Origin of the sequence: Thermovenabulum gondwanense (assembly GCF_001601575.1) — a bacterium.
In the GTDB taxonomy this organism is placed as follows: domain Bacteria; phylum Bacillota; class Thermosediminibacteria; order Thermosediminibacterales; family Thermosediminibacteraceae; genus Thermovenabulum; species Thermovenabulum gondwanense.
In genome coordinates this window covers 25,733-50,957 of sequence record NZ_LOHZ01000032.1, presented here as the reverse complement: position 1 = coordinate 50,957, position 25,225 = coordinate 25,733, and the positions used below count along the sequence as shown (strand labels likewise).

The following is a 25,225-nucleotide window of genomic DNA, read 5'->3' as shown; positions in this document are numbered from 1 at the left end:
ATTTATTAAAGAGAGGGTTTATAAATGCAGAAATTAAAGTACAATAGAATTGTATTAAAAATTAGCGGAGAAGCTCTGGCAGGAGAGAAAGGATTTGGTATAGATCAGGAAGTAGTGGATTCTATTGCTGAAGAAATAAAAGAAATAAGAAAATATGGAATTAGTGTAGCAGTAGTTGTAGGAGGAGGCAATATCTGGCGCGGTCGGAATTATCCACAGCTTGATAGAGCTACTGCTGATTATATGGGGATGCTGGCAACGGTAATAAATGCTTTAGCTCTTCAGGATGCACTGGAGAAAAGAAATATAGAAACAAGAGTTCAAACAGCTATTGAAATGAGAGCAATAGCAGAACCTTATATTAGAAGAAGAGCTATTAGACACCTTGAAAAGGGAAGAGTAGTGATCTTTGCTGCGGGTACAGGTAATCCCTTTTTCTCGACCGATACCGCGGCAGCTCTTAGAGCTGCTGAAATCGAAGCAGACGTAATACTTCTTGCAAAACGGGTGGACGGTGTTTATGATTCGGATCCTTTGAAAAACCCAAATGCTCAAAAATTTGAGAGCCTTGATTATATTGATATTTTAAATATGGGGCTTGGGGTTATGGATTCTACCGCTACTTCCTTGTGTATGGATAATAAAATCCCAATTATAGTATTTGGTCTCAATCAACCGGGGAATATAGTAAAGGCGGCATTGGGAGAAAATATAGGAACATTTGTTAAAGGGGGTTAAATTGTGGATAAGAAGCTATTTAAAGAAACCGAGGAAAAGATGAATAAGGTTATTTCCCTTTACAAACAGGAATTAGCAACAATTAGAGCCGGTCGTGCTACAACAGCTTTGCTTGATAAAGTTATGGTTGATTATTACGGTACCCCAACACCCGTAAACCAGGTTGCAACCATAAACATCCCGGAACCAAGAATGATAATAATTCAGCCCTGGGATGCTAAAATGCTTCAACCCATAGAAAAAGCAATTTTAAAATCTGATCTGGGATTAACTCCCAATAACGATGGAAAGGTAATAAGATTAGTGTTGCCCGTTTTAACTATGGAAAGACGAAAAGAACTAACAAAAATGGCCAAACAAAAAGCTGAAGAAGCTAAGGTACATATTAGAAATATAAGAAGAGACGTAAATGATCAGTTGAAGAAAATGGAAAAAAACGGAGAAATATCGGAGGATGAGCATAAGAGAGCCCAAGAGGATATTCAAAAAATGACGGATAAATTCATTGAAGAAATTGATAAAATTTATAATTCTAAGGAAAAAGAAATAATGGAGGTATAAGTATTTTTATTGAAGAATTGACAGGCATTGAGTTAAAAGATGCTTTAGAAATTTTAAATCAGCAAAATGTTGAAATAAATTCAATAAAATATTTATTTCCCTTCAAAGAAGTAAAGGGTTTTACCAGAGAAGTTGTGGTAAGGGTGAAATTAATTAATTCAAAAGCTGATATTCTGGTAGCTTATTTTAAACCTTAACAGGAAATCCCCCTTTTTCATAAAAGGGGGTATGGATTTATTTAGGAGGTAATATGATAGATAAAATTATTCCTTCGCATATTGCTATAATTATGGATGGTAACGGCAGATGGGCTCGTTCAAAGGGTCTTCCCAGAATAGCGGGACATTGGGCGGGCGCAGATAGTTTAAAAGAGATTGTGGAGTACTGTGCGGAAATAGGAGTCAAAGTATTAACGGTTTATGCTTTTTCTACCGAAAATTGGAAAAGACCCTATGAGGAAGTAAGTACGATTTTTAATTTGCTGAGATATTTTTTACAGAGAGAGACAGATAGGTTAAAAAACAACAATATTAAAATTAAAGTATCTGGAGATATCGAAAGATTACCAAAAAAGGTTAAGGAAGAAATAAAAAAATCTTTGGAAAAAACTATAAATTGCAGTGGTTTGATATTAAACATTGCAGTAAATTACGGTGGAAGGGACGAAATTTTAAGGGCATGCAAAAAAATTGCAGATGAGGTAAAAAAAGGTAATTTAGAAATTGATGAGATTGATGACTCATTGTTCAAAAAATACTTATATACAGAAGATTTACCGGATCCCGATCTTTTAATCCGCCCCAGTGGAGAATTAAGAATCAGCAATTTTTTACTTTACCAGTTAGCTTATACGGAGCTTTGGTTTTGTGAAAAAACCTGGCCTGATTTTAAAAAAGACGATTTGATGAGGGCTATCTCGGATTTTCAAAAAAGAGATAGAAGATTTGGGGGTTTAAATAATAACAATGATAAAAAATGAATTTCTTATAAGAAGTATAAGCGCTGTGTTGGGGATAATATTGCTGGGGTATGTTATAAATGTAGGGAAAATAATTTTTCTAATCTCACTGGGCATACTCAATACAATTGCAAATTGGGAACTTTACAATGCTTTTAAGAAAATAGGAATAGATATTAAACTGGGCTACGTCGTTTTGCTAAATATATTTCTGCTTTTTTTTGTTTATTTTGTTCCGAATATTCAGCTCGTATTTTTCCCTTTTTCGATAATAATAATGATGAGTTTTTTAACTACTTTAATAAATAATGACAAGAATAATCTAACCGATATAGTTTATACCTTATTTAGTTTTATTTACACTTCAATAATGTTTTTACATTTTTTACTACTCAGGAATTTAGAAAACGGGATAATTTACGTATGGTGGGTTTTTGCTTCCACATGGGCTTGCGACACCTTCGCATATATTGTAGGTATTCTTTTTGGCAAACATAAACTTATACCGTCGGTAAGTCCTAAAAAAAGTATTGAAGGTAGCATAGGAGGTATAGGAGGAAGTGTCTTAATAAGTATTGTTTTCGCAAAATATTTTTTGCCTGCCGTAAAGCCGTTTGAAGCTTTTATTTTAGGGCTTCTTATTGGAATATTTTCCCAAATAGGGGATTTATCCTGTTCTTTAATTAAACGTTTTTGCAAAATAAAAGATTTTTCCAGGATTATCCCCGGACATGGAGGAATTTTAGATAGATTTGATAGTACTCTATTTTCGTTTCCTGTAGCATATTATTATATTATGATCGTTATAATAAAAGGAGGGTTAATATGGTTTTAAAGAATGAATATAAACCCCTCCTTTACCTCGGTATTTCTATTATAATTGCCACAATAATCGTTACATTAACTATTAGATACCTTTTGCCCTTTGTATTCGGAGTAATAATTGCTTTTTTAATCGAACCTCTGGTTAAATTTGCTGAAAGGCTCAATATTAAAAGAACGTATTCTTCTTTAATAATTTTATTAGGGATTTTTACTCTAATAATTTATATTATTATTTTAAGTATATCGAGAATTACGGTAGAATTGGGTAAGCTCGTAACGATTCTTCCCAATTATTATAACTTAATTTATGAATTATGGAATAAATTTAATCTTGCTCTTTATAATATTTCCAAGTACATACCTAAGGAAACGCTTGATTATTTAAACAATAACTGGGATCAAGTAATTTCTTATGTTTCTACGTATATATCAAATTTTTATAGTTTTTTACTCAATAAGCTTGTTTTGATACCAGGAGTAATTGTATTTTTAATTTTCACATTTCTTGCCAGTTACTTTTTTTCAAAGGATAAGCAAAAAATTTTAGACACATTTAAGAGAATTCTTCCCACTTCCCTTCACAAAAAATTGGAAAACATACAGATAGAATTGTTTTTATCATTTATAGGTCTAATAAAGGCACAAATAATTCTGGTAATAATTTCTACTGCAATTACCATAGCAGGTTTTTACATATTAAAAGTAGACTATGCATTAACCCTTGGATTAATTTGCGGGCTTTTAGATATACTTCCCTTATTTGGTCCCAGTCTAATTTTTATTCCGTGGATATTGTATTTAATATTAACCGGAAGTGTAAGTTTTGCCGTATATATATTGACAATATATTTAGTGGTTATCGGAACAAGACAAATTCTTCAGGCAAAAGTTATAGGTAGTAATTTGGGATTGGATCCTACTTTAGCATTAATAGCTATATATTTAGGTATAAAAATTTTTGGTTTTCTTGGACTTTTTTTAGGTCCGCTTATTGCTGTAATTATAAGGGCTGCTGTGCACTCAGGCTTAATTCCTCCTCTTAGTAAAAAGTAATTTTCATGGCAGGTGATAAAAATGGGTAATACCATTATTTTTTCTATAATAATCTTAGGTGCTCTTGTAATAGCCCATGAATTTGGTCACTTTATTATGGCAAAAAAAAGCGATATGAAGGTGAATGAATTTGCTATAGGTTTTGGTCCAAGTATTTTTTCGAAAAGAATTGGAGAAACAGTTTATTCGTTAAAAATTTTCCCCTTAGGTGGCTATGTTAAAATTGAAGGAGAAGATGAAAAGACAAATGATCCCCGATCTTTTGCTAATAAACCGCTTATTTCAAGAATGGCGGTAGTATTGGCAGGCCCATTAATGAACCTCTTATTAGGAGCCTTGCTGTTTTCGGTGGTAGCTTTTTTTACCGGTATAACTACTACAAGTGTAGAAGTAATTCCCGATTCACCCGCTTTTAAAGCTGGTATTAGAGACGGTGATGTTATTTACAAAATTGATGGGGAAAAAATAAGTTCCTGGGAGAATATAGTGGATATAATAAGTAATAGACCAGATAAGGAAATAAATATAGAGATAAAAAGAGGAGAAAGTATTATACCTTTAAGAGTAAAAACTCAAATCGATCCACAGACAAAAAGGGGTATAATCGGAATAAAATCAAAAATGATAAAACATTCTTTTTTTGCTAGTTTAATATTCGGGTTTAACAGAATGTTTTACGTAGTAAAAATGATAGTGATTTCCTTGGTCACAACAGGTATTAGAACTCAGGATTTAGTAGGTCCTGTAGGAATGGTGCATATAGTAGGGGAAGCTGCTAAATTTGGAATATTTAACGTTATTTTTCTTGCGGCAATAATTAGTATAAACTTAGGATTATTTAACCTATTTCCAATTCCCGCATTAGACGGAAGCAGAATAATTTTCCTGCTTATTGAATTAGTGAGAAAAAAGCCCGTAGATCCAGAGAAAGAAGGTATGATTCATTTTATAGGCTTTGCTATTCTGATTATACTGGCTATTTTTATTGCCTATAAAGATTTTATAAAATTTTACTAAAAAATACTGAGAATAACATTTTAAGGTCAGAATTTGAGGAATGATAAAAATGAATGGAGAAGTAATTAAGAGAAAGTTAACAAAAAAAATCAGAGTGGGGACCATTTATATAGGCGGTGACGCTCCGATTACAGTTCAGTCAATGACCAACACCAAAACTGAAGATATAAAATCTACGGTAGAACAGATCTTGAAATTGGAGGAATGTGGATGCGATATAATAAGAGTGGCAGTTACCAATATAGAATCAGCTGAAGCGATAAAATCGATAAAAAAGAATATACATATTCCAATTGTGGCAGATATACAGTTCGATTACAGGTTAGCAATAGAGTCAGTTAAAAACGGTGCGGATAAAATAAGGATAAATCCGGGGAATATAGGTGACAGGCAAAAATTAATAGAAGTGGTTAAAGCACTTAAATATTATGGTTTACCTTTAAGAGTTGGAGTAAATTCAGGGTCTTTAAAAAAAGAGCTCCTGAATAAATATGGAATGCCCACCGCTGAAGCTCTTGTAGAAAGCGCTTTAGAAGAAATTAATATTTTAGAGGATCTGGATTTTCAAGATATAGTTGTCTCGATTAAATCTTCGGACGTTATAACAACAATAAAAGCTTATGAACTTATTTCTCAAAAGGTAAATTATCCTTTACATTTAGGTGTTACTGAGGCTGGGACATTGATAAAGTCAACAGTGAAGTCCTCGGTCGGTATTGGAACCCTTCTATATAAGGGAATTGGAGATACCATACGGGTTTCTATTACCGGGGATCCGGTAGAAGAAGTAAAGGTGGGTATTGAGCTTTTAAAAAGCCTTAATTTAAAAAAATCAGGGATCGATCTTATTTCATGTCCGACTTGTGCAAGATGTAATGTAAATTTAATATCGATAGCAAAAGAGATAGAACAAAGGCTTTCTAATATAAAAGAACCTTTAAAAGTGGCGGTCATGGGATGTGCTGTAAACGGACCCGGGGAAGCTAAGGAAGCAGACATTGGATTAGCAGGAGGAAATAAAAGTTTTGTTTTATTTAAGAAAGGAAAGATTGAGAGAACCGTGGGAGAGAATGAGGCAGTGGAAGTATTAATACAAGAAATTAAAGAGTTATTAAAGAAGAGTAAAAGTATTTGACAAATATGTAAAATTTTAATAAAATAAAATACAAATTAAAAATTTAAAGGTAATGACGGAGGCTAATAGAAAGTTTACCTGCGAAAAAGAGAGCGCACCCCATAGGCTGAAAGGGTCGCCGCAAGGGACTTTCGAACCCACCTCCCGAGCTGCTTTTGCCGGCAAATGCCGTTATCTCGAATGAGTACCAAATAGGGTGGTACCGCGAATAACCTTCGCCCCTTCAGGCGAAGGTTTTTTAATTTTATGAAGGAGGTATTATTATGGAAGAAAAATTTGTGAAAGAAATTACCCCGCGCAGTGAAGATTTTGCTCAATGGTATGTAGATGTAATTTTGAAAGGAGAACTTGCTGATTATTCACCCGTTAGGGGCTGTATGGTAATAAGGCCCTATGGATATGCAATATGGGAAAACATACAAAAACTTTTGGATAAGCGTTTTAAAGATACCGGACATAAAAATGCATATTTCCCTGTTTTTATACCCGAATCATTACTTAAAAAAGAAGCAGAACACGTGGAAGGTTTTGCCCCCGAAGTTGCATGGGTAACTCATGGTGGGCAGGAAGAACTGGCGGAAAGAATTGCCGTAAGACCTACTTCGGAAACTATTATTTGTAGCATGTATGCAAAATGGATAAAATCTTATAGAGATTTGCCTGTACTGATTAATCAGTGGTGTAATGTAGTAAGATGGGAAAAAAGTACTAAACCCTTTTTAAGAACTGCTGAATTCTTATGGCAGGAAGGTCATACAGCCCACCGAACCGAAGAAGATGCAGAAGAAGAGACTTTACGGATGCTGGAAGTATACAGAGACTTTGTGGAATCGGAACTTTCCATACCGGTAATTAAAGGAAGAAAATCAGAAAATGAAAAATTCGCTGGTGCTCTGAGAACCTATACAATTGAAGCCTTGATGAGCGATGGGAGGGCATTGCAGGCAGGTACTTCGCACAATTTGGGGCAGCATTTTTCAAAAGTTTTTGACATACAATTTTTAGACCAGGACGGGCAGCTGAAATACGTATGGCAAACCTCCTGGGGTGTATCTACGAGATTAATAGGTGCGATTATAATGACTCATGGCGATGACCGTGGATTAAAATTACCGCCCAAGATAGCGCCAATTCAAGTCATAATAGTTCCCATTTTTGGTCAAAAGAAAGATTTAGTTTTGAATAAAGCAAAGGAAATATACGAACTATTAAAGAACGAATTCCGGGTTGAACTTGATGATAGAGATGAATATACGCCGGGATGGAAATTTAACGAATGGGAGATGAAGGGAGTACCTATCAGGTTAGAAATAGGTCCTAAGGATATTGAAAATAAACAGGTAGTGGTTGTCAGGAGAGATACTTTCGAAAAGAATATTGTTGCCGAGGAAAATGCCGTGGAATATATAAAAAATCTGCTGAATGATATTCAAAAAAATATGTTTGAACAAGCCCAAAAATTCAGGGAAGAAAACACAAGGGTAGCTTTAAACTTTGAGGAATTAAAAAATATAATTGAAAATTATAGAGGGTTTGTCAAGGCAATGTGGTGTGGCAATGGCGATTGCGAAAAACACATTAAAGAACAGACAGGAGCCACACTCCGTTGCATACCTTTTGAACAGGAAAAATTATCTGATAAATGCGTAGTGTGTGGAAAGGAAGCACAAAAAATGGTTTATTTTGCAAAATCCTATTAATTCGAGGTGAAAGGAGAATGAAAGCTACCGAAATTTTCCCAAAGAGCACATTTAATATCCCTGCCGGTTTAAAATACGATACCGAAAAACTCTTGTATAAAAGCGGATTACTAAGGTCAGGGGAAACCCTGACCTTTTATTCCCTGGGTGTAAAAATTTTGGATAAAATAAAAGAAGTAATTATAAGTAGAATCGAAGCCGAAAATTTTAAAAAAATACATCAGTTTAAACCTTCCGTAGAAGATATAAAAAGAGAAATCTACAATGAAAAAATCCTTCCTTTATACTTTTATTCTTTAAACGATTTTACCCTCTATTCCTATGAAATCACAAACAATACTCCAAAATTGCTCAAAATATTAAGTGAAATTTTGGATTATCTTATGCAAAAAGGTATCAAACAAAATTATTTTAGCGTAGCAGAAAGTGATGAAAAAATAATCTATTCTTTTTCCTCGGAAAAAGGAGATTTTGCTTTTTTGCATTGTCCGGGGTGCTCAAATTCATACTCCTTAAATTATATAAGTTATAAAAAAGAAATTGAGCCTAAAAATCTTAAAAAAAATGAAAGCATGAAAAAGGTTTATACACCCGGTATTAAGACCATTCCAGAACTTTGTAGCTTTTTAAATATTTCTCCAGAAAAAACTATCAAAACAATGATTTATAAAGTTAATTATAATAATAATAAAGAAGAATACATAGCTGCTCTTGTAAAAGGTTCAAGGAATATTAATGAAGAAAAGTTAAAAAGGGTGTTAGGTGCCATCAAAGTTGCTTTGGCCAATGAAGAAGAAATAATAAATTTTACCAATACCAAAATGGGATTTGCTGGTCCTATTGGGCTTGACTTGAAAGTAATAGCCGATAAGGATATTATTGACATACAGGAAGCAGTAGTAGGTGCAAATGAAGAAGATTATCATTTAATAGACGTTATTCCGGAAAAAGATATAAAGATTGATATCCTTTGCGACATTAAAGAAAATAAAGATGGTGACCCTTGCCCTGTTTGCAACAGACCAATGGAAATAATTGAGGGTCAAATAGTTGCAGAATTTGCGACATCCAAGGAAAATAATATAACCTTTAATTCAATGAAAATAGATTTATTTAATCTCTTTTATTTAATTTCTGAAAAAAATAGGGATTCTGAAGGATTGATATTTACCCCGGAGTTTTCTCCGGTTCTCTGCTATATTATCCCAATAAATGTAAAAAATGAGTCTATTCTTAATGCATCAAAGGAAATTTATGAAAAATTAATAAAGTATGTGGATATCATTATTGACGATAGGGAAGAAAGCCCGGGGGTTAAATTCAAGGATGCAGATTTGCTGGGTATACCGTATAAAATAATAATTGGAAATAAATTTATTAAAGAAGGAAAAGTTGAAATAAAAGAAAGAAAAACTGGTAAGTCCTTTGAAATAGAATTAAATAATATTAATATTGAATTTTTTAATTCTCTGTGATAAATTTTTTTTGCTTGATTTAGATTTTTCTTAATGTAAATTATGGATAAAAGGAGAGGGTACCATGTCAGTGGCAGCTTTAATTCCAGCATATAATGAAGAACGTACGGTAGGATCGGTTTTAAAAACGATTAAAGAAAGCGGTTTGTGCGATGAAATTATTTTAGTTAGTGATGGTTCTACTGACAATACTTCACAAGTAGGAAGAAACCTGGGAGTTAAGGTAATAGACATAAAAGAAAACAAAGGTAAATTTTCGGCTATTTTAGAAGGGTATAAATGTTCTAAATCGGAAATTATTTTAATGTTAGATGCAGATCTGGTAGGCTTAAAAAAAGAGCATATCGAAAAATTAATTGAACCGGTAAAAAAAATGGAAGCAGATATGAGTATTGGAATTTTTAAAAACGGGAGAGGAGCCACTGATTTAGCGCAAAAAATAACACCTTTTCTATCGGGACAAAGGGCTTTGAAAAGAGAGGTAATGGAAAAATTGATAACTTATCCTGCTGATAATTACGGTTTAGAAATGGCGTTAACAATCTTATCGAAAAAAGAAGGATTTAAAGTAAAGATGGTAGATTTATACGATTTAACCCATGTAATGAAGGAAGAAAAAAGGGGATTTTTTAAAGGGAGTATTGCTCGTTTGAAAATGTACTATGATATATTAAGGGTATTTTTAAAACTTAGATTCGGGGTGTATTAAATGATTACTCAAAGTGAAGTGGTGACTCGTCTCCTTTTATCGATAATTCTTGGAGGAATCATAGGAATTGAAAGGGAGAGTGTAAATAGGCCAGCCGGCTTTAGAACACATGTACTTGTCTGCGTAGGTTCGACTTTGACAATGCTGGTTTCAATATTTGTATTTGAAAAATTTAGAGCTTTTACCTCTACAGACCCTTCAAGAATTGCAGCACAGGTAGTAAGTGGTATAGGATTCCTGGGTGCCGGAACAATTATAAGAGTAGGACCTACTGTTAAGGGTTTAACCACGGCTGCCAGCCTGTGGACTGTAGCTTCCATCGGACTTGCTATAGGTTGCGGTTTTTATTCTGCTGCAATTATTGCTACTATTTTTACTTTTATTACACTGATTTCTCTTTCCAGAATAGAAGCGGTATTCATTAATCGCAGGCTACTTTATAACATATATGTCACTGTTTCGGATAAACCGGGACAATTGGGGAAAATTGGTACTGTTTTGGGAGAATACGGAATAAGTATAAGAAATGTCAAAATGGAAAATTTAGATGAGGGTAGAGTAAATATTAATCTTACTGTCAGGTTACCATCAAATGTAAAAATAGAGGATATTATAATGAAATTATCAGCTATTGAAGGTGTTCAATGTATTGATATTTAATTTAGCCGGAGGAAGCATTATGTTAAATCTATTTAAAATTGTTTCTTTACCAAATTATAATGATAAAGAAATTTTAATTATAAAAAATACAATTGTAAAAAAAGTAGAAATAAATAAAAAACAAAAAAGCGTTGAAATATATCTGGAATGCATAGATCCTATAAAAGAAGAGTTAATTAATAAAATTACAAGAGATATTAAACAAAAAATTGGTTATGATGCAAATATAAACTTAAATTTTATAGAAAAATCAAAAGACTATGATAAAAAGGTTGCAATAGAAATAATACAAGAGAATTGGGAAACTTGCAAAGAAGAGCTTTTTAAGAAATATCCTTCCACAAGAATATTTTTAATAAATACAAATTGGGAATATAAAAATGGAGTACTGGAGATCATAGTTGAAAAAAATGGTAACAAGTATTTAGAAAAAAAAAGAGCAAAGGATTTTATCGAAAAATTTTTTCTTACTTTCGGTATTGAAATCAATGTAGAATTTAAAGAAAAGTTAGAAGTTGAATATTATGATTTCGAAGAAGAGGAAAGAAAAATTGTTGAATCTATCTTAATGGATTTAAATTGTGAAAAAGATAAAATACATGAAAAACAGATAGATGTTATTTTGGGGAAAGACTTTGAACAACCACCAATTAATATCAATTCAATTTCCGGTGAAGAGAAAGAAATAGTAATATTAGGGAAAATATTTGATGTACAAGTAAAAGAACTGAAAAATGAAGGATTGCTTGTAACTTTCGCAATTACGGATAATACGGCTTCTTTACCGGTAAAATTATTTTTAAAAAAAGATAAAAAGGAATTAATTAATTATTTAGAAGAAGGACGATATTTAAAAATTCGAGGCAGGATGGAACAAAGTAAATTTACACAGGAATACGAATTGATACCTTATGATATTAAGCTTTCTGAAAAACCCTCGAGAAAGGATGAAGCAGAAGAAAAAAGGATTGAGCTTCATTTACATACTAAATTTTCATCGATGGATGCGATTTGTTCTCCAAAAGAAGTAATAGAAATGGTAAAAAGTTGGGGTTGGAAAGCTATAGCATTTACAGACCACGGGGTTGTACAAGCTTTTCCTGAGATTTACGAAGCTTCTCTAAATTCGGGCGTAAAGCCTATTTACGGAATGGAAGCCTATATCTTTGATGACCAATTTCCAGTAATAGCATTTCCACCGGAAGGAAATATTGATGATTTTATATATGTAGCCGTTGATATTGAAACAACAGGCCTATCAATGGATTCTGACGAAATAATAGAAATTGGTGCTGTAAAAATATATAAAGGAGAAATTATCGATACCTTTCATACTTTTATAAAACCTAAAAAATCTATCCCATCAAGTATTTCCAGCTTAACAGGGATTACAAATGCTATGGTAGAAAATGCCCCTTCTCTTAATGAAGCTTTAGATTTATTTAAAGATTTTATTAAAGATGCTGTATTCGTAGCTCATAATGCAGAATTTGACTCTGGATTTTTAAGAAGAGACTTTTATAAACTGGGTATTCCCTTTAAAAATAGTGTTATTGATACCGTTGCTTTTTCAGCTATGGTTCTTGATGATATTAAAAACCATAAGCTGGATACCGTGGCAAAGTATTTAAACATTAAGCTAAAAAATCATCACAGGGCTACAGATGATGCAAATGCCCTGGCACTTATATTTATAGAATTAATAAAAAGAGCAAAAGAAAAAGGAGCATTAAAACTTTCTGATTTAAACACATTAAGTACACCTTTTAATATAAATTCCTATCATGCGATTATACTGGCTCAGGATGAAACGGGGCTTTATAATTTATACAAATTGGTTTCCATATCTCACTTAAATTATTTTTACAGACACCCGAGGATACCCAAATCTCTGCTTAATTCCATGAGACAAGGTCTTTTGATAGGTTCGGCGTGTGAATCGGGGGAACTTTTTCAGGCTATTTTAAATTATCATTCTGAAGAGGATATTGAAAGGCTTGCATCCTTTTATGATTTTCTGGAAATTCAACCTTTAAAAAATAATTACTTCATGGTTCAAAGAGGTATTGTAAAAAGCGAGGAGACGTTGAAAGAAATAAATAAAAAAATTTACCGCCTTGGAAAGAAATTAAATAAACCCGTAGTTATGACCAGTGATGCCCATTTTATTAATCCGGAAGATGAAATTTATAGAAAGATTCTGCTCCATGCCCAGGGATATCAAGATTATGATAAAAGCTCCATGCTATATTTGAAAACCACAAAGGAAATGTTATCCGAAGCTGAATACTTGGGTGATGGCCCGGCTTACGAAGTAGTTATTGAAAACCCAAGGAGAATTGCCGAACTTATAAAAGATAATTTAAAACCAGTTCCCGATGAACTATATCCCCCTAAAATAGATGGGGCCGAAGAAGAAATAATAAATATGACTTATAAGAGAGCAAAAGAAATTTACGGAGAGGATCTTCCAGAAATTGTTAAAAAAAGAATCGAAAGAGAGCTTAATTCTATAGTAAGTAACGGATATTCGGTAATTTATTTAATTGCTCATAAACTTGTAAAAAAATCTTTGAACGACGGTTATTTAGTAGGTTCAAGGGGTTCCGTTGGATCTTCCCTGGTGGCTACCATGTGTGAAATCACCGAAGTAAATCCTTTACCGCCTCACTATTTGTGCCCCGAATGCAAGAAAACTATTTTTGTAGAGAACAATGAAGGAATTGTGGGACCCGATCTCCCGGACAAATTATGTCCAAATTGTTCAAGTAAGATGAAAAAAGACGGATTTAATATTCCCTTTGAAGTTTTTATGGGCTTTGAAGGAGATAAAGTACCGGATATTGATCTTAACTTTTCAGGGGAATATCAAAGTAAAGCTCACAAGTATACAGAAGAGCTTTTTGGAAAAGATAGCGTTTTCAGGGCAGGTACTATATCTACTATTGCCGAGAAAACGGCCTATGGTTTCGTAAAATCTTATGCAAATGATAATAAATTAAACCTCCCCGAGTGTGAAATTAAAAGGTTAGCACAGGGAATAACGGGAGTAAAAAGAACAACGGGTCAGCATCCCGGCGGATTAATGGTAGTTCCCAAAGATAAAGAGATTTATGAGTTTACACCCATACAATACCCGGCAGATGACAGGGGATCAGGAGTCATAACTACCCATTTTGATTATCATTCGATAAGTGAAAGGCTTTTAAAATTGGATCTTCTGGGGCACGACGATCCTACCGTGATTAAGTTGCTGGAAGAAGAAACCGGGGTAAACGCAAGAGAAATTCCCTTAGATGACAAAAAAACCATGGGTATATTTTCCAGTTTAGAGCCTTTGTCATTAAATCCGGAGGATGTGGGAACTACAGTAGGAACCTTAGGAGTGCCGGAATTTGGGACTCGTTTTGTAAGACAGATGCTGGAAGATACAAGGCCCACTACTTTTTCCGAACTTGTTAGAATCAGCGGTTTATCCCATGGGACTGATGTATGGTTAAACAATGCACAGGATTTAATTAAAAACAAAATAGCAACTTTGAAGGAAGTAATTGCTACCCGTGATGATATTATGCTACATCTTATTGAAAAAGGAGTAGAGCCTAAAATCGCCTTTAATATAATGGAAAGGGTAAGAAAGGGAAAGGGATTAAAACCCGAAGAAGAAGAAATTATGAAAAAAAATAACGTAGAACCATGGTTTATTGAATCCTGCAAGAAAATAAAATATATGTTTCCAAAAGCACATGCAGTTGCTTACGTAATTATGGCTTTTAGAATTGCTTATTTTAAAGTATACTATCCAAAGGCTTTTTATGCTACTTATTTCACGGTTAGGGCAGATGATTTCGATGGAGAATTAATTTTAAAAGGACATAGGGCTATAAAGGAAGCTATTAAAGAAATAGAAAGTAAGGATAAGGAAGCTTCAGCAAAGGAAAAGAATTTATTAACAATTCTAGAAGTAGCTAATGAAATGTACCTGAGGGGAATAGAATTTTTACCCGTAGATTTATATAACTCTCATTATAAAAAATTCATTATTACCGATGAAGGTATTTTACCACCCTTAACTGCTCTACCCGGCCTGGGCATTGCTGCTGCGTTAAGCATTTTTGAAGAAAGACAAAAAGCTCCTTTCACATCAATAGAAGATCTTAGAATAAGGGCCAAGGTAACAAAAAATGTTATTGAAATATTAAGAAAAAACGGGGTTCTTGGTGGTTTAAGGGAAACTGATCAGATTTGTCTTTTTTGAATATTGTATAAAAAAATTCAATGTGCTATAATAAAATGAGATTAATTTTGGAAGATTAGTAATAGAGTGGGTTTTCTCCCACTCTTTTAAATTATTTTAAAGGGTGGTACGGTATTATGCAGAAAAATCTTATTTTAGAAAAAGCTAAAAATATTGCTGACGAAGCATTAAAGGGGAAAAATTACGAATTAGTGGATATTGAGTTTGTTAAAGAAGGAGGTAATTGGTATTTAAGGTATTATATCGATAAACCGGGAGGAGTGACCTTGGACGATTGTCAGGAGGTGAGTGAAGAAATTAGCAGACTGCTGGATATTTATGATCCTATTCCTCAAAGGTATATTCTTGAAGTTTCTTCTCCAGGTGTAGAGCGGCCGCTAAAAAAAGACAGCGATTTTATAAGATTTAAAGGTAAAGAGATAGAAGTAAAAACCTTTGAACCAATATCTGGTAAAAAATCCTTTGCGGGCATTTTAGTTGATTTTATTGATGGAGTAATTGTTTTAAAAGAAAAGGATACTAATTTTAGTATACCGAAAGATAAAATTTCCTCTGCTCGACTTAAATTCAATTTCAAATTTGACGAACAGGAGAGGTAAAGATGAATATTGAATTTCTTGAAGCACTGGAACAAATTGAAAAAGATAAAGGAATTAATAAAGAAATTCTCATAGAGGCAATTGAAGCCGCCCTTGTTTCAGCATATAAAAAAAATTACGGGACGACTCAGAATGTAAAAATCAATATCGATAGAGAAACTGGCGAAGTAAAAGTATTCTCTCAGAAAACAGTAAAAGAAGATGTTTTAAATCCTCTTTTGGAGATTAGCCTTGTGGAAGCAAAAAAAATTAACCCTTTAGTAAAGGTAGGAGATATAATTTCAGTAGAAGTAAAGCCAAAAAATTTTGGCAGAATTGCGGCTCAAACCGCTAAACAGGTAGTCATGCAGAGGATTAAAGAAGCTGAAAGAAATATAATTTATGAAGAATTTGCAGGCAGAGAAACGGACCTGGTAACAGGTATTATTCTGCGCACGGAGAAAAAAAATGTTATAATAGATTTGGGGAAGACGGAAGTTATTTTACCTCCAACTGAACAAATTCCTAATGAAGTGTATAATACCGGTGAAAGGATAAAAGTATATGTTTTGGAAGTTAAAAAAACTACAAAAGGGCCACAGATTACCGTATCCCGTTCTCATCCGGGATTAATAAAGAGGCTTTTCGAATTAGAAGTACCGGAAATTTATGAAGGAATTGTCGAAATAAAAAGCATTGCCAGGGAAGCAGGATCAAGAACAAAAATCGCTGTTCATTCTCGAGATGAAAATGTGGATCCCGTAGGAGCTTGTGTAGGTCAAAAAGGTACCCGAGTGCAAACAATTGTGGATGAACTCAAAGGTGAAAAAATAGATATAATAAAATGGAGTAAAGATCCTGCTGAATATATATCAAACGCTTTAAGCCCTGCAAAAGTATTGAAAGTAGATATAGATGAAGATAACAAAACAGCAAGGGTGATTGTTCCGGATAATCAGCTTTCCCTTGCAATTGGAAAAGAAGGACAAAATGCTCGTCTTGCTGCAAAATTAACGGGCTGGAAAATTGATATTAAACCGAAAAATAAATCTTAGGGGGGATTAACTTGAGCCCTAAAAAAATCCCTCAAAGAATGTGTTTGGGCTGTAAGCAGATGAAACCAAAAAAAGAATTAATCAGGGTTGTAAGAGCTCCTGATGGAAGTATTTTCATAGACCTCACCGGTAAAAAGTCCGGAAGAGGGGCATATTTTTGCAGGGATCCCAAATGTTTTGATAAAGCTTTAAAGGAAGATAGACTTTCAAAAGCTTTGGATTGTAGTATAGATAAAGATACTATTGAAAGGCTTAAGGAGGAAGTTATAGAAAGTGAAGCCTTGTAATATTTATTTTCTCCTTGGCCTTGCTCAAAAAGGAGGAAAAGTAGTTTCCGGGTGGAGCCTTGTGAAAAAACTAATCCCTTTAAAGAAAATAAAGTTAGTAATAGTTACACAGGACGCCTCGGAAGGAACAAAAATTTATTTTAAAGATATGTGTGAAAGGTTCAATGTTCCGTTTTGTATTTTTGGTAATGCATACGATTTGGGTAAATCTATTGGAAAAGATGAAAGGAAAATACTGGGTATAAAAGATTATTATTTTTCCAAAAAAATCATAGAATACGTAGGGGCTCATTTAAAATCGGAGGTGGGGAATATTGACTAAGGTAAGGGTGTATGAACTTGCAAAAAAATTAGGAGTTCCCAGTAAAAAATTAATGACCATTTTAGAGGATTTAGACATTGACGTCAAAAATCATATGAGCAGCCTTGAGGATGATATGGCTCAACTTATTATAGATTTAATAAACGAAGAAAAAGAGCCAAAAAAGAATAAAAAAGATAAAGAAGAGGAAAAGGAATTAAAAATAATTGAACCCAAAAAGGAAGTAGAAAAAAAAGAGGAACAGGCAAAGAGTAAGACCCAAAAGGTAGTTTTACCTGAAAAGATTACAATTAAAGAATTGGGGCAGAAAACTAATATTGAACCGGTAAAACTGATAAAAAAATTGATTGATTTTGGTTTAATGTTAAATATTAATGCTGATATAAATTTTGAATCTGCAAAAAGACTCTTAAAAGAATTCGGTTTTGAAGCTGAAAAGGAAGAAGAGGAATCAAAGGAAAAGCTGGTAAAGAAAATAAAAGAAGAATCTGCAGGAAACCTAAAACCTCGTCCTCCTGTGGTAACAGTTATGGGACATGTAGATCATGGAAAAACCACATTACTTGATGCTATCAGGGAAACAAGAGTGGCAGCTCAAGAAGCAGGAGGAATCACCCAGCACATAGGTGCTTCGCAAATAGAAAAAGACGGGAAAATTATTATTTTTTTAGATACACCAGGCCATGAAGCTTTTACGGCACTTAGAGCAAGAGGAGCAAGCGTAACAGATATCGTGGTTTTAGTTGTTGCTGCTGATGATGGAGTAATGCCTCAAACAATTGAAGCAATAAACCATGCTAAAGCCGCTGGTGTGCCAATTATTGTGGCAGTAAATAAAATAGATAAACCTGATGCTAACCCGGAGAAAGTAAAACAGCAACTGACGGAATATGGCTTGATACCGGAGGAATGGGGTGGAGATACCATTTTTGTAAATGTATCAGCAAGAAACCGTATTGGTATAGATCAACTTTTAGAAATGATTCTGCTCGTAGCAGATATGCAGGAGTTGAAGGCTGATTACGATAGTCCTGCAGTAGGTGTAATTATCGAAGCGAAACTTGACAAGGGGCGAGGCCCTGTAGCATCAGTAATTGTTCAAAAGGGAACATTAAAAGTAGGAGATATAATAGTGGCAGGAGGTACCTGGGGAAAAGTAAGAGCAATGTTTGATTCCCGTGGAAAGATAGTTAAAGAAGCTACTCCCTCTATTCCAGTTGAAGTAATTGGATTTGAAGAAGTACCTGTAGCCGGAGATATTTTAAAAGTAGTCGTAGATGAAAAAACAGCAAGAGAAATGGCTGAAAAAGAAAAAGAGTTATTAAAAGAAAAAGAGGATATTACTTCTCCAAAAGTATCCCTGGAAAAATTGTTTGATAAAATTAAAAAAGGAGAAGTAAAAGAATTAAACATAATTATAAAAGCGGATGTTCACGGCTCTTTAGAAGCTTTAAAACAGGCTATTGAAAAATGTTCCAATGATCAAGTAGTAATAAGGATAATACATGGTGGGGTTGGTGCTATAAATGAAAGCGATATCCTGTTGGCATCAGCTTCCAATGCCGTAGTTATTGGATTTAATGTAAGACCCGATTCGAATGCAAGAAAATTGGCTGAAAAGGAAAACATAGATATAAGAACTTATAGAATCATATATGAACTAATTGAGGATTTACAATCCGCAATGAAAGGTTTATTGGAACCTGAATACAAAGAAGTAGTTATCGGTCATGCACAGGTTAGAGCGCTGTTTAAAGTACCTAATGTGGGTATAGTAGCAGGGTGTTATGTAGTAGATGGTAAAATTACTCGAAATGCTAACATAAGGGTTATCAGAAATGGCGTGGTCATTTATGAAGGTAAAATTTCATCATTAAAGAGGTTCAAGGATGACGTCAGAGAAGTTGCGAGCGGATATGAATGCGGAATTGCAATAGATAAATTTAATGATATAAAAGAAGACGATGTTCTTGAAGCATTTGTAAATAAAAAGGTAGAATAATTATAATCTAAATATTAAAGAAAGATAAAGGGGGAAAAAAGGTGGAATTCTCAAGAACCGATAGAATAGCAGGAGAAATTAAAAAAGCTGTAAGTGAAATTATAAACAATGATCTAAAAGACCCCCGAATACAAGGACTTATTTCTGTAACCAAAGTAGAAGTATCAAAGGATTTAAGACATGCTAAAATATTTTTAAGTATATTTGGTAATGACAGTGAAAAAGAAGAAATAATTTCAACTATACAAAAAGCTGAAGGGTTTATCAGGAAAGAATTGGGATCAAGGATTAGAATCAAGTTTTTGCCCGAATTATCTTTTAAATTAGATGAATCAATTGAATATGGGATTCATATAAGTAAATTGCTAAAAGATATTTCACAAGAAACAAAGGAAGAGGAATAAAATATGGATATTATATCCGTCAAGGAAGCAATATTAAACAATAAAAGTTTTATAATAACTTCTCATTTAACCCCCGATGGAGACGCTATAGGTTCACTGCTGGGACTTACTTTGGCTTTAGATAATTTGGGTAAAGAAGTATTTCCTATTTTAAACGATAGTGTCCCAAAGCGTTATTTATTTTTACCCCATGCAAAATCGATTGTAAACGAAAATGCTCTTTCAGGAAAAAAGGATGTTATTATTTGCCTTGATTCCGCAGATTCCGAAAGGTTAGGTTTTAAAAATCCCTTAAAAAATTACGCCGATATTATAATAAATATTGATCACCATAAAAGCCATGTGCTATTTGGGGATTTAAATTACGTTGATCCTTCAGCTTCCTCGGTGGGGGAAATGGTTTATAATTTGGTTAAGGAAATTAATGTCAAAATAAATTATGATATTGCGCTTTGCCTATATACTGCAATAATTACAGATACGGGTTCTGTAAAACATTCGAATACCACACCCTCTGCTCTTAGAGCTTTAGCTGATTTTGTGGAATTAGGAGTTAAACCCGATAGGGTGAGCTGGGAGGTATTTGAGAAAAACAGCCTTAATAGTATTTTACTTATAAAGGATACATTAAATACATTAAAGATATCTGATGATGGGAAAATTGCCTGGCTAACCATTACCCGGGAGATGCTGGAAAAAACAAATACCTTAGAAGAAGATACCGAAGGTTTGATTGATTACGCAAGAAGTATAGAGGGTGTAGAAATAGCATTGCTTTTTAAAGAAAGAGAAGATAATAAAATAAAAATTAGCTTGCGGTCAAACGGTTGGATAGATGTTAGTGAAATAGCAAAAAAAATGAACGGGGGAGGCCATGCGAAGGCTGCGGGTTGCATGTTGGACGGAAATATGAAAGATGTAGAAAAGAAGGTATTAAGTATTATAAAAGAGTATATGAAAGAGGGGCAAAATGGAGGGAATTATTAATTTAATAAAACCACCGGGGATTACTTCCCACGATGCAGTATCTTATTTAAGAAAGGTTTTTTTCATTAAACGCATAGGCCATGGTGGAACGTTGGACCCCGGTGCTTGCGGGGTAATTCCAATATTTATCGGGAAGGCTACCAGAACAATTGAATACTTTGAAAACTGCGATAAAGAGTATATAGCAGAAATCACCCTGGGTAAAACTTATGATACGGGAGATAACTTTGGGAATTTAATTGACGAAAAAGATCCTTCCAAAATCACCTTTGAAGATTTTAGAGATGTTATTTCAAAATATATTGGGGAGATAGAACAAATTCCTCCGATGTATTCAGCTGTTAAAGTAAGGGGCATAAAGCTTTATGAATACGCTCGAAAGGGAATGGAAATTGAAAGAAAGCCAAGAAAAATATGTATACACACTATTAAAATACTTGATTTTAAAAATCCAATAGCAAGGATCAAAATACACTGTTCCAAGGGTACTTATATTAGGGCTCTATGTGAAGATATTGGAAAAGATTTAGGATGCGGTGCACATATGTCATTACTTATTAGAACAAGATCCGGTCCATTTACCATCGAAAAATCGGTAACTTTTGAAGAAATTGAAAAATATTACAGAACAAATGAAATAAATCGATTTCTTTTACCTGTGGATAAAATGCTCAATAGCATAATGAAAAAAGTTAATATTCCTTATGAAAAAGAACAGATAATAAAAAGAAATTTTATACCTTTAGACAAATTATCAGAGGATTTTAGAGTATATAATGAAGATTATTATATGCTATATGATAAAAATAATGTTTTTTTTGGCATAGGCAAATTAGATTCAGGTGGAAAAATTATAAGGTTCCATAAAATTTTTATTTGAGGGTCGAGATGATAATGAAAACATATTTGGATATAGAAAATTTTACAACAGAAAAAAATACTGCTGTAGGGCTGGGAAATTTTGACGGGGTTCATTTAGGACACAGGAGGCTTATAACCGTTTTAAAAGAAGAATCAAGAAAAAGGAATCTCGTTTCCACAATACTTACCTTTGATCCCCATCCTTCTAAAATTTTATTTCCTGAAAAAGATTTTTCATTAATTGATACACTAAATAAGAAAATTTCTATTATTAAGAGCATGGGAATTAGTTTATTAGTTATCGCTCCTTTTACTTATGAATTATCGCGACTGAATTGGGAAGAATTTGTTGAAGAAATACTCCTTGAAAAAATGAAGGCAAAATTAATTGTAGTTGGTTATAATTTTACATTTGGATATAACGGTCAGGGAAATGTGGAAAAATTATCTTGTATTGGAAAGGAAAAGGGCTTTGAAACCATTGTTATACCTCCGGTAAAAAAAGAAGGAGAGATAGTTAGCAGCTCAAAAATAAGATTGTATATTAAAGAAGGTGATATGGAAAAGGCTCAGATGCTCTTAGGCCGTCCTTTCAGTATTGAAGGAAGAGTAATTAAGGGAAAATCTTTGGGTAGAAAGCTTGGTTTTCCCACCGCCAATATAGAAATTCCTGAAGGAATTGTATTGCCATCTTTTGGTGTATATTCCGTATATATAAAAATTAATAACGATAAAATATATGAAGGGATAGCTAATATAGGAATAAACCCAACTTTCATGGATGGAAAAATTAAAAACCCTATTTTGGAAGTCCACATATTTGATTTTACGAAATTAATATATGGAGAACAGGTAGAGGTGTTTTTTATAAAAAAAATAAGGGATGAAAAAAAGTTTGAGAGTCCCAATGCCTTAGCCGAACAAATTAAAAATGATATAACTACCGCAAAGGAAATTTTGAGAGGAGCATCTTTTTCCAGAATTTCTTGTATAAAGGGATAACATATGTTATAATACCTTTTGGAAAATATTTATGAACCCTTGCGCGGTAACCCATTACCTCCGGTAGGTTACTGGGCAATGGGGATTAAGAGAAGTTAGGAGGTGAAAAAATGGCATTAACAAAGGAATTAAAGCAGGAATTGATAAGTAAATTTAAAGTACATGAAAATGATACGGGATCTCCGGAAGTACAGATTGCTCTTCTTACCGAAAGAATAAATCAGTTAACCGAGCACCTTAAGGTTCACAAAAAGGATCATCACTCTCGTCGGGGACTTTTAAAGATGGTAGGTAAGAGGAGAGCCCTTCTTAATTATTTAAAAGAAAAAGATTTTGAACGTTATAAATCCGTAATAGAAAAATTAGATCTAAGAAAATAAAAAAGCGGGGATTCCCCGCTTTAATTTTTAAAAAAAAGAAGGAAAAAATATATTTAATGTAGAATAAAAATTATGGTTTTTAGTGGAAGAAAGGAGGCAATAATTAGTTGGAAATATTTAATACAGAAATAGCAGGAAGGACATTGGTTTTCGAAACAGGGAAACTTGCTCAACAAGCAAATGGAGCAGTTTTAGCAAAATACGGTGATACTGTTGTTCTTGTTACCGCAACCGCTTCAAAGGAACCGAGAGAAGGGGTGGATTTCTTACCTCTAACAGTTGACTATGAGGAAAGATTATACGCAGTTGGGAAAATTCCCGGCGGATTCATAAAAAGAGAAGGAAAACCCAGCGAAAAAGCAATACTTTCAGCGCGTTTGATAGACAGGCCCCTTAGACCTTTATTTCCGAAGGATTTAAGAAACGATATTCAAATTATTGCTACTATTTTATCCGTAGACCAGGATAATACTCCGGATGTTCTTGCTATCAATGGTGCATCCTTAGCTCTTTGTATTTCTGACATTCCTTTTGAAGGTCCTGTAGGAGCTGTTTCGGTTGGTTTAATTGACGGAAAGTTTGTTATCAATCCTACCGTAGAGCAACATGAGAAAAGTCGTTTGAGATTAGTAGTAGCAGGAACGAAAGATGCTATTTTAATGGTTGAAGCAGGTGCGGATGAGGTTACGGAAGAAGAAATGTTAAATGCAATACTTTTTGGACATGAAGAAATTAAAAAAATAGTAGCTTTTCAGGAAGAGATAATAGCTAAAATAGGTAAACCTAAAATGGAAATACCTCCTATTGACATTGATGCCGAAATGGAAAAAGCTGTTAGAGATTTTGCCACCCCAGAAATACAAAAAGCTATTCGTATATATGAAAAACAGGAAAGAGAAGCGTATCTTTCCAAAATTACTGAAGATACTCTAACTCATTTTGCAGAAATTTATCCGGAAAAGGAAAAGGAAATATCGGATATACTGTATAATATTTTAAAAGAAGAAGTTAGAAAAATGATTACTAAAGAAGGAGTAAGGCCAGACGGGCGTAAAAGCAACGAAATAAGGCCAATCTCTTGCGAAGTAGGAATTCTACCAAGAACTCACGGATCAGGACTTTTTACCCGTGGACAAACTCAGGTTTTAACAGTTGCTACCTTAGGTGCTCTTGGAGATGTTCAAATCCTTGATGGCTTAGATCTGGAAGAAACAAAAAGGTATATGCATCATTATAACTTTCCTCCCTATAGTACCGGTGAAACAAGAGTTCTTAGGGGACCCGGCAGAAGAGAAATTGGACATGGCGCTCTGGCAGAAAGAGCATTAGAACCCATGATACCTCCTGAAGAAGAATTCCCTTACACAATTCGACTCGTATCAGAGGTATTAAGCTCAAATGGATCTACTTCTATGGCGAGTGTATGTGGTTCAACCTTAGCATTGATGGATGCAGGAGTTCCTATAAAATCTCCTGTTGCGGGAATTGCAATGGGTCTTATAAAAGAGGAAGAGGATTTTACTATTCTTTCTGATATTCAAGGTATAGAAGACTTTTTAGGTGACATGGACTTTAAAGTAGCCGGTACAGCAAAGGGAATAACTGCAATACAAATGGATATTAAAATCAAAGGAATTGACGCGGAAATAATGAGAAAGGCTCTGGTTCAAGCCAGGGAAGGAAGACTTTACATTCTTGAAAAAATGCTTTCAGTGATTTCTGAGCCGAGAAAAGAACTTTCTCCTTATGCCCCCAGAATTTTCTCTATCACTATCGATCCAGAAAAAATAAGGGATGTTATAGGACCCGGTGGAAAAACGATAAATAAGATAATTTCTGAAACGGGAGTAAAAATTGATATAGAAGATGATGGAAGAATATACGTGGCAGCACCCAATGAAAAAGCTGGAGAAAAGGCCTTAGAAATGATTAATAGAATCACTCAGGATGTAGAAGTTGGCAAGGTTTATTTGGGCAAAGTACTGAGAATAACGAATTTTGGAGCTTTTGTAGAAATATTACCGGGGAAAGAAGGCCTTGTGCATATATCAAAGCTTGCTAAAGGAAGGGTTAAAAGAGTGGAAGATGTAGTAAATGTTGGAGATGAGATACTGGTAAAGGTCACGGATATTGATAAACAGGGAAGAATTAATTTGTCTCATAAAGATGTTTTTCCTGAAACTCCAAAAAATAAAGTAAATGCATAAACCGATGAAATCGGTTTATGTTTTTTTTATGTACTTTTTTAGTCATTTTTT

Annotated in this window: 24 protein-coding genes; all 24 read left to right on the top strand. The window is 33.8% G+C overall.

The window, feature by feature from the left end:
* Positions 1–24 precede the first annotated feature (24 nt).
* Positions 25–738 carry a UMP kinase gene (pyrH, locus tag ATZ99_RS07095; RefSeq protein ID WP_068748540.1) on the top strand — a complete coding sequence of 238 codons (714 nt, stop codon included), beginning with the start codon at positions 25–27 and terminating at the stop codon, positions 736–738.
* Positions 739–777: 39 nt separating this feature from the next.
* On the top strand, positions 778–1,299 hold the full coding sequence (gene frr / locus ATZ99_RS07090; RefSeq protein WP_068748625.1) for a ribosome recycling factor: 522 nt from the start codon (positions 778–780) through the stop codon (positions 1,297–1,299).
* A 17-nt stretch (positions 1,300–1,316) separates the two neighbouring features.
* Positions 1,317–1,496, top strand: a complete 180-nt coding sequence (locus ATZ99_RS07085; RefSeq protein WP_068748539.1) for a hypothetical protein — start codon at positions 1,317–1,319, stop codon at positions 1,494–1,496.
* A 53-nt stretch (positions 1,497–1,549) separates the two neighbouring features.
* A complete protein-coding gene (locus ATZ99_RS07080) occupies positions 1,550–2,278 on the top strand; it encodes an undecaprenyl pyrophosphate synthase (RefSeq protein WP_068748538.1) in 729 nt (242 codons plus the stop codon).
* On the top strand, positions 2,265–3,092 hold the full coding sequence (locus tag ATZ99_RS07075) for a phosphatidate cytidylyltransferase (RefSeq protein ID WP_068748537.1): 828 nt from the start codon (positions 2,265–2,267) through the stop codon (positions 3,090–3,092). Before ATZ99_RS07080 ends, ATZ99_RS07075 begins: the two co-directional genes overlap by 14 nt.
* Complete coding sequence (gene ytvI / locus ATZ99_RS07070) at positions 3,083–4,135, top strand: sporulation integral membrane protein YtvI (protein WP_068748536.1); 1,053 nt, start codon at positions 3,083–3,085, stop codon at positions 4,133–4,135. The genes ATZ99_RS07075 and ytvI overlap by 10 nt, the downstream gene beginning before the upstream one ends.
* Positions 4,136–4,156: 21 nt before the next feature.
* On the top strand, positions 4,157–5,152 hold the full coding sequence (gene rseP, locus ATZ99_RS07065) for an RIP metalloprotease RseP (RefSeq protein ID WP_068748535.1): 996 nt from the start codon (positions 4,157–4,159) through the stop codon (positions 5,150–5,152).
* Positions 5,153–5,201: 49 nt separating this feature from the next.
* Positions 5,202–6,287: a flavodoxin-dependent (E)-4-hydroxy-3-methylbut-2-enyl-diphosphate synthase gene (gene ispG / locus ATZ99_RS07060; protein ID WP_068748534.1), complete on the top strand. Its 1,086-nt coding sequence runs from the start codon at positions 5,202–5,204 to the stop codon at positions 6,285–6,287.
* A 263-nt stretch (positions 6,288–6,550) separates the two neighbouring features.
* Positions 6,551–7,987 (top strand): proline--tRNA ligase, encoded by a 1,437-nt coding sequence (proS, locus tag ATZ99_RS07055; RefSeq protein ID WP_068748533.1) that lies wholly within the window; start codon positions 6,551–6,553, stop codon positions 7,985–7,987.
* A 17-nt stretch (positions 7,988–8,004) separates the two neighbouring features.
* On the top strand, positions 8,005–9,462 hold the full coding sequence (locus ATZ99_RS07050) for a YbaK/EbsC family protein (RefSeq protein ID WP_068748532.1): 1,458 nt from the start codon (positions 8,005–8,007) through the stop codon (positions 9,460–9,462).
* Between the two features lie 64 nt (positions 9,463–9,526).
* A complete protein-coding gene (locus ATZ99_RS11860; RefSeq protein WP_068748531.1) occupies positions 9,527–10,171 on the top strand; it encodes a glycosyltransferase family 2 protein in 645 nt (214 codons plus the stop codon).
* Positions 10,172–10,831: an MgtC/SapB family protein gene (locus ATZ99_RS11855; protein ID WP_068748530.1), complete on the top strand. Its 660-nt coding sequence runs from the start codon at positions 10,172–10,174 to the stop codon at positions 10,829–10,831.
* A gap of 19 nt (positions 10,832–10,850) precedes the next feature.
* Positions 10,851–15,089, top strand: coding sequence for a PolC-type DNA polymerase III (locus ATZ99_RS07035; protein WP_083947415.1), 4,239 nt, complete (start codon positions 10,851–10,853; stop codon positions 15,087–15,089).
* A gap of 116 nt (positions 15,090–15,205) precedes the next feature.
* A complete protein-coding gene (locus ATZ99_RS07030) occupies positions 15,206–15,688 on the top strand; it encodes a ribosome maturation factor RimP (RefSeq protein WP_068748529.1) in 483 nt (160 codons plus the stop codon).
* A gap of 2 nt (positions 15,689–15,690) precedes the next feature.
* On the top strand, positions 15,691–16,722 hold the full coding sequence (nusA, locus tag ATZ99_RS07025) for a transcription termination factor NusA (protein WP_068748528.1): 1,032 nt from the start codon (positions 15,691–15,693) through the stop codon (positions 16,720–16,722).
* An 11-nt stretch (positions 16,723–16,733) separates the two neighbouring features.
* Positions 16,734–17,009: an RNase P modulator RnpM gene (rnpM, locus tag ATZ99_RS07020; RefSeq protein ID WP_157074732.1), complete on the top strand. Its 276-nt coding sequence runs from the start codon at positions 16,734–16,736 to the stop codon at positions 17,007–17,009.
* Entirely contained in the window at positions 16,996–17,331 is a 336-nt protein-coding gene (locus ATZ99_RS07015) for a L7Ae/L30e/S12e/Gadd45 family ribosomal protein (RefSeq protein WP_083947402.1), read from the top strand. Before rnpM ends, ATZ99_RS07015 begins: the two co-directional genes overlap by 14 nt.
* Positions 17,332–17,383: 52 nt before the next feature.
* Positions 17,384–19,333 (top strand): translation initiation factor IF-2, encoded by a 1,950-nt coding sequence (gene infB / locus ATZ99_RS07010; RefSeq protein ID WP_425428302.1) that lies wholly within the window; start codon positions 17,384–17,386, stop codon positions 19,331–19,333.
* A gap of 41 nt (positions 19,334–19,374) precedes the next feature.
* Positions 19,375–19,737, top strand: coding sequence for a 30S ribosome-binding factor RbfA (gene rbfA, locus ATZ99_RS07005; RefSeq protein WP_068748526.1), 363 nt, complete (start codon positions 19,375–19,377; stop codon positions 19,735–19,737).
* 3 nt (positions 19,738–19,740) lie between these two features.
* Complete coding sequence (locus tag ATZ99_RS07000; RefSeq protein ID WP_068748525.1) at positions 19,741–20,724, top strand: DHH family phosphoesterase; 984 nt, start codon at positions 19,741–19,743, stop codon at positions 20,722–20,724.
* Positions 20,708–21,604: a tRNA pseudouridine(55) synthase TruB gene (gene truB / locus ATZ99_RS06995; protein ID WP_068748524.1), complete on the top strand. Its 897-nt coding sequence runs from the start codon at positions 20,708–20,710 to the stop codon at positions 21,602–21,604. The genes ATZ99_RS07000 and truB overlap by 17 nt, the downstream gene beginning before the upstream one ends.
* 8 nt (positions 21,605–21,612) lie before the next feature.
* Positions 21,613–22,587, top strand: a complete 975-nt coding sequence (locus ATZ99_RS06990) for a bifunctional riboflavin kinase/FAD synthetase (protein ID WP_157074731.1) — start codon at positions 21,613–21,615, stop codon at positions 22,585–22,587.
* 110 nt (positions 22,588–22,697) lie between these two features.
* Positions 22,698–22,967 (top strand): 30S ribosomal protein S15, encoded by a 270-nt coding sequence (rpsO, locus tag ATZ99_RS06985; RefSeq protein WP_068748522.1) that lies wholly within the window; start codon positions 22,698–22,700, stop codon positions 22,965–22,967.
* A gap of 107 nt (positions 22,968–23,074) precedes the next feature.
* Complete coding sequence (locus ATZ99_RS06980; RefSeq protein WP_068748521.1) at positions 23,075–25,174, top strand: polyribonucleotide nucleotidyltransferase; 2,100 nt, start codon at positions 23,075–23,077, stop codon at positions 25,172–25,174.
* The last annotated feature ends 51 nt before the right edge of the window (positions 25,175–25,225 follow it).

What these genes read in the sequence shown, in the direction of transcription:
- pyrH (WP_068748540.1), top strand. Translation starts at nt 25, where the DNA reads ATGCAGAAATTAAAGTACAATAGAATTGTATTAAAAATTAGCGGAGAA.
- frr (WP_068748625.1), top strand. Translation starts at nt 778, where the DNA reads ATGAATAAGGTTATTTCCCTTTACAAACAGGAATTAGCAACAATTAGA.
- ATZ99_RS07080 (WP_068748538.1), top strand. Translation starts at nt 1,550, where the DNA reads ATGATAGATAAAATTATTCCTTCGCATATTGCTATAATTATGGATGGT.
- ATZ99_RS07075 (WP_068748537.1), top strand. Translation starts at nt 2,265, where the DNA reads ATGATAAAAAATGAATTTCTTATAAGAAGTATAAGCGCTGTGTTGGGG.
- ytvI (WP_068748536.1), top strand. Translation starts at nt 3,083, where the DNA reads ATGGTTTTAAAGAATGAATATAAACCCCTCCTTTACCTCGGTATTTCT.
- rseP (WP_068748535.1), top strand. Translation starts at nt 4,157, where the DNA reads ATGGGTAATACCATTATTTTTTCTATAATAATCTTAGGTGCTCTTGTA.
- ispG (WP_068748534.1), top strand. Translation starts at nt 5,202, where the DNA reads ATGAATGGAGAAGTAATTAAGAGAAAGTTAACAAAAAAAATCAGAGTG.
- proS (WP_068748533.1), top strand. Translation starts at nt 6,551, where the DNA reads ATGGAAGAAAAATTTGTGAAAGAAATTACCCCGCGCAGTGAAGATTTT.
- ATZ99_RS07050 (WP_068748532.1), top strand. Translation starts at nt 8,005, where the DNA reads ATGAAAGCTACCGAAATTTTCCCAAAGAGCACATTTAATATCCCTGCC.
- ATZ99_RS11860 (WP_068748531.1), top strand. Translation starts at nt 9,527, where the DNA reads ATGTCAGTGGCAGCTTTAATTCCAGCATATAATGAAGAACGTACGGTA.
- ATZ99_RS11855 (WP_068748530.1), top strand. Translation starts at nt 10,172, where the DNA reads ATGATTACTCAAAGTGAAGTGGTGACTCGTCTCCTTTTATCGATAATT.
- ATZ99_RS07035 (WP_083947415.1), top strand. Translation starts at nt 10,851, where the DNA reads ATGTTAAATCTATTTAAAATTGTTTCTTTACCAAATTATAATGATAAA.
- ATZ99_RS07030 (WP_068748529.1), top strand. Translation starts at nt 15,206, where the DNA reads ATGCAGAAAAATCTTATTTTAGAAAAAGCTAAAAATATTGCTGACGAA.
- nusA (WP_068748528.1), top strand. Translation starts at nt 15,691, where the DNA reads ATGAATATTGAATTTCTTGAAGCACTGGAACAAATTGAAAAAGATAAA.
- infB (WP_425428302.1), top strand. Translation starts at nt 17,384, where the DNA reads ATGACCATTTTAGAGGATTTAGACATTGACGTCAAAAATCATATGAGC.
- ATZ99_RS07000 (WP_068748525.1), top strand. Translation starts at nt 19,741, where the DNA reads ATGGATATTATATCCGTCAAGGAAGCAATATTAAACAATAAAAGTTTT.
- truB (WP_068748524.1), top strand. Translation starts at nt 20,708, where the DNA reads ATGGAGGGAATTATTAATTTAATAAAACCACCGGGGATTACTTCCCAC.
- ATZ99_RS06990 (WP_157074731.1), top strand. Translation starts at nt 21,613, where the DNA reads ATGATAATGAAAACATATTTGGATATAGAAAATTTTACAACAGAAAAA.
- rpsO (WP_068748522.1), top strand. Translation starts at nt 22,698, where the DNA reads ATGGCATTAACAAAGGAATTAAAGCAGGAATTGATAAGTAAATTTAAA.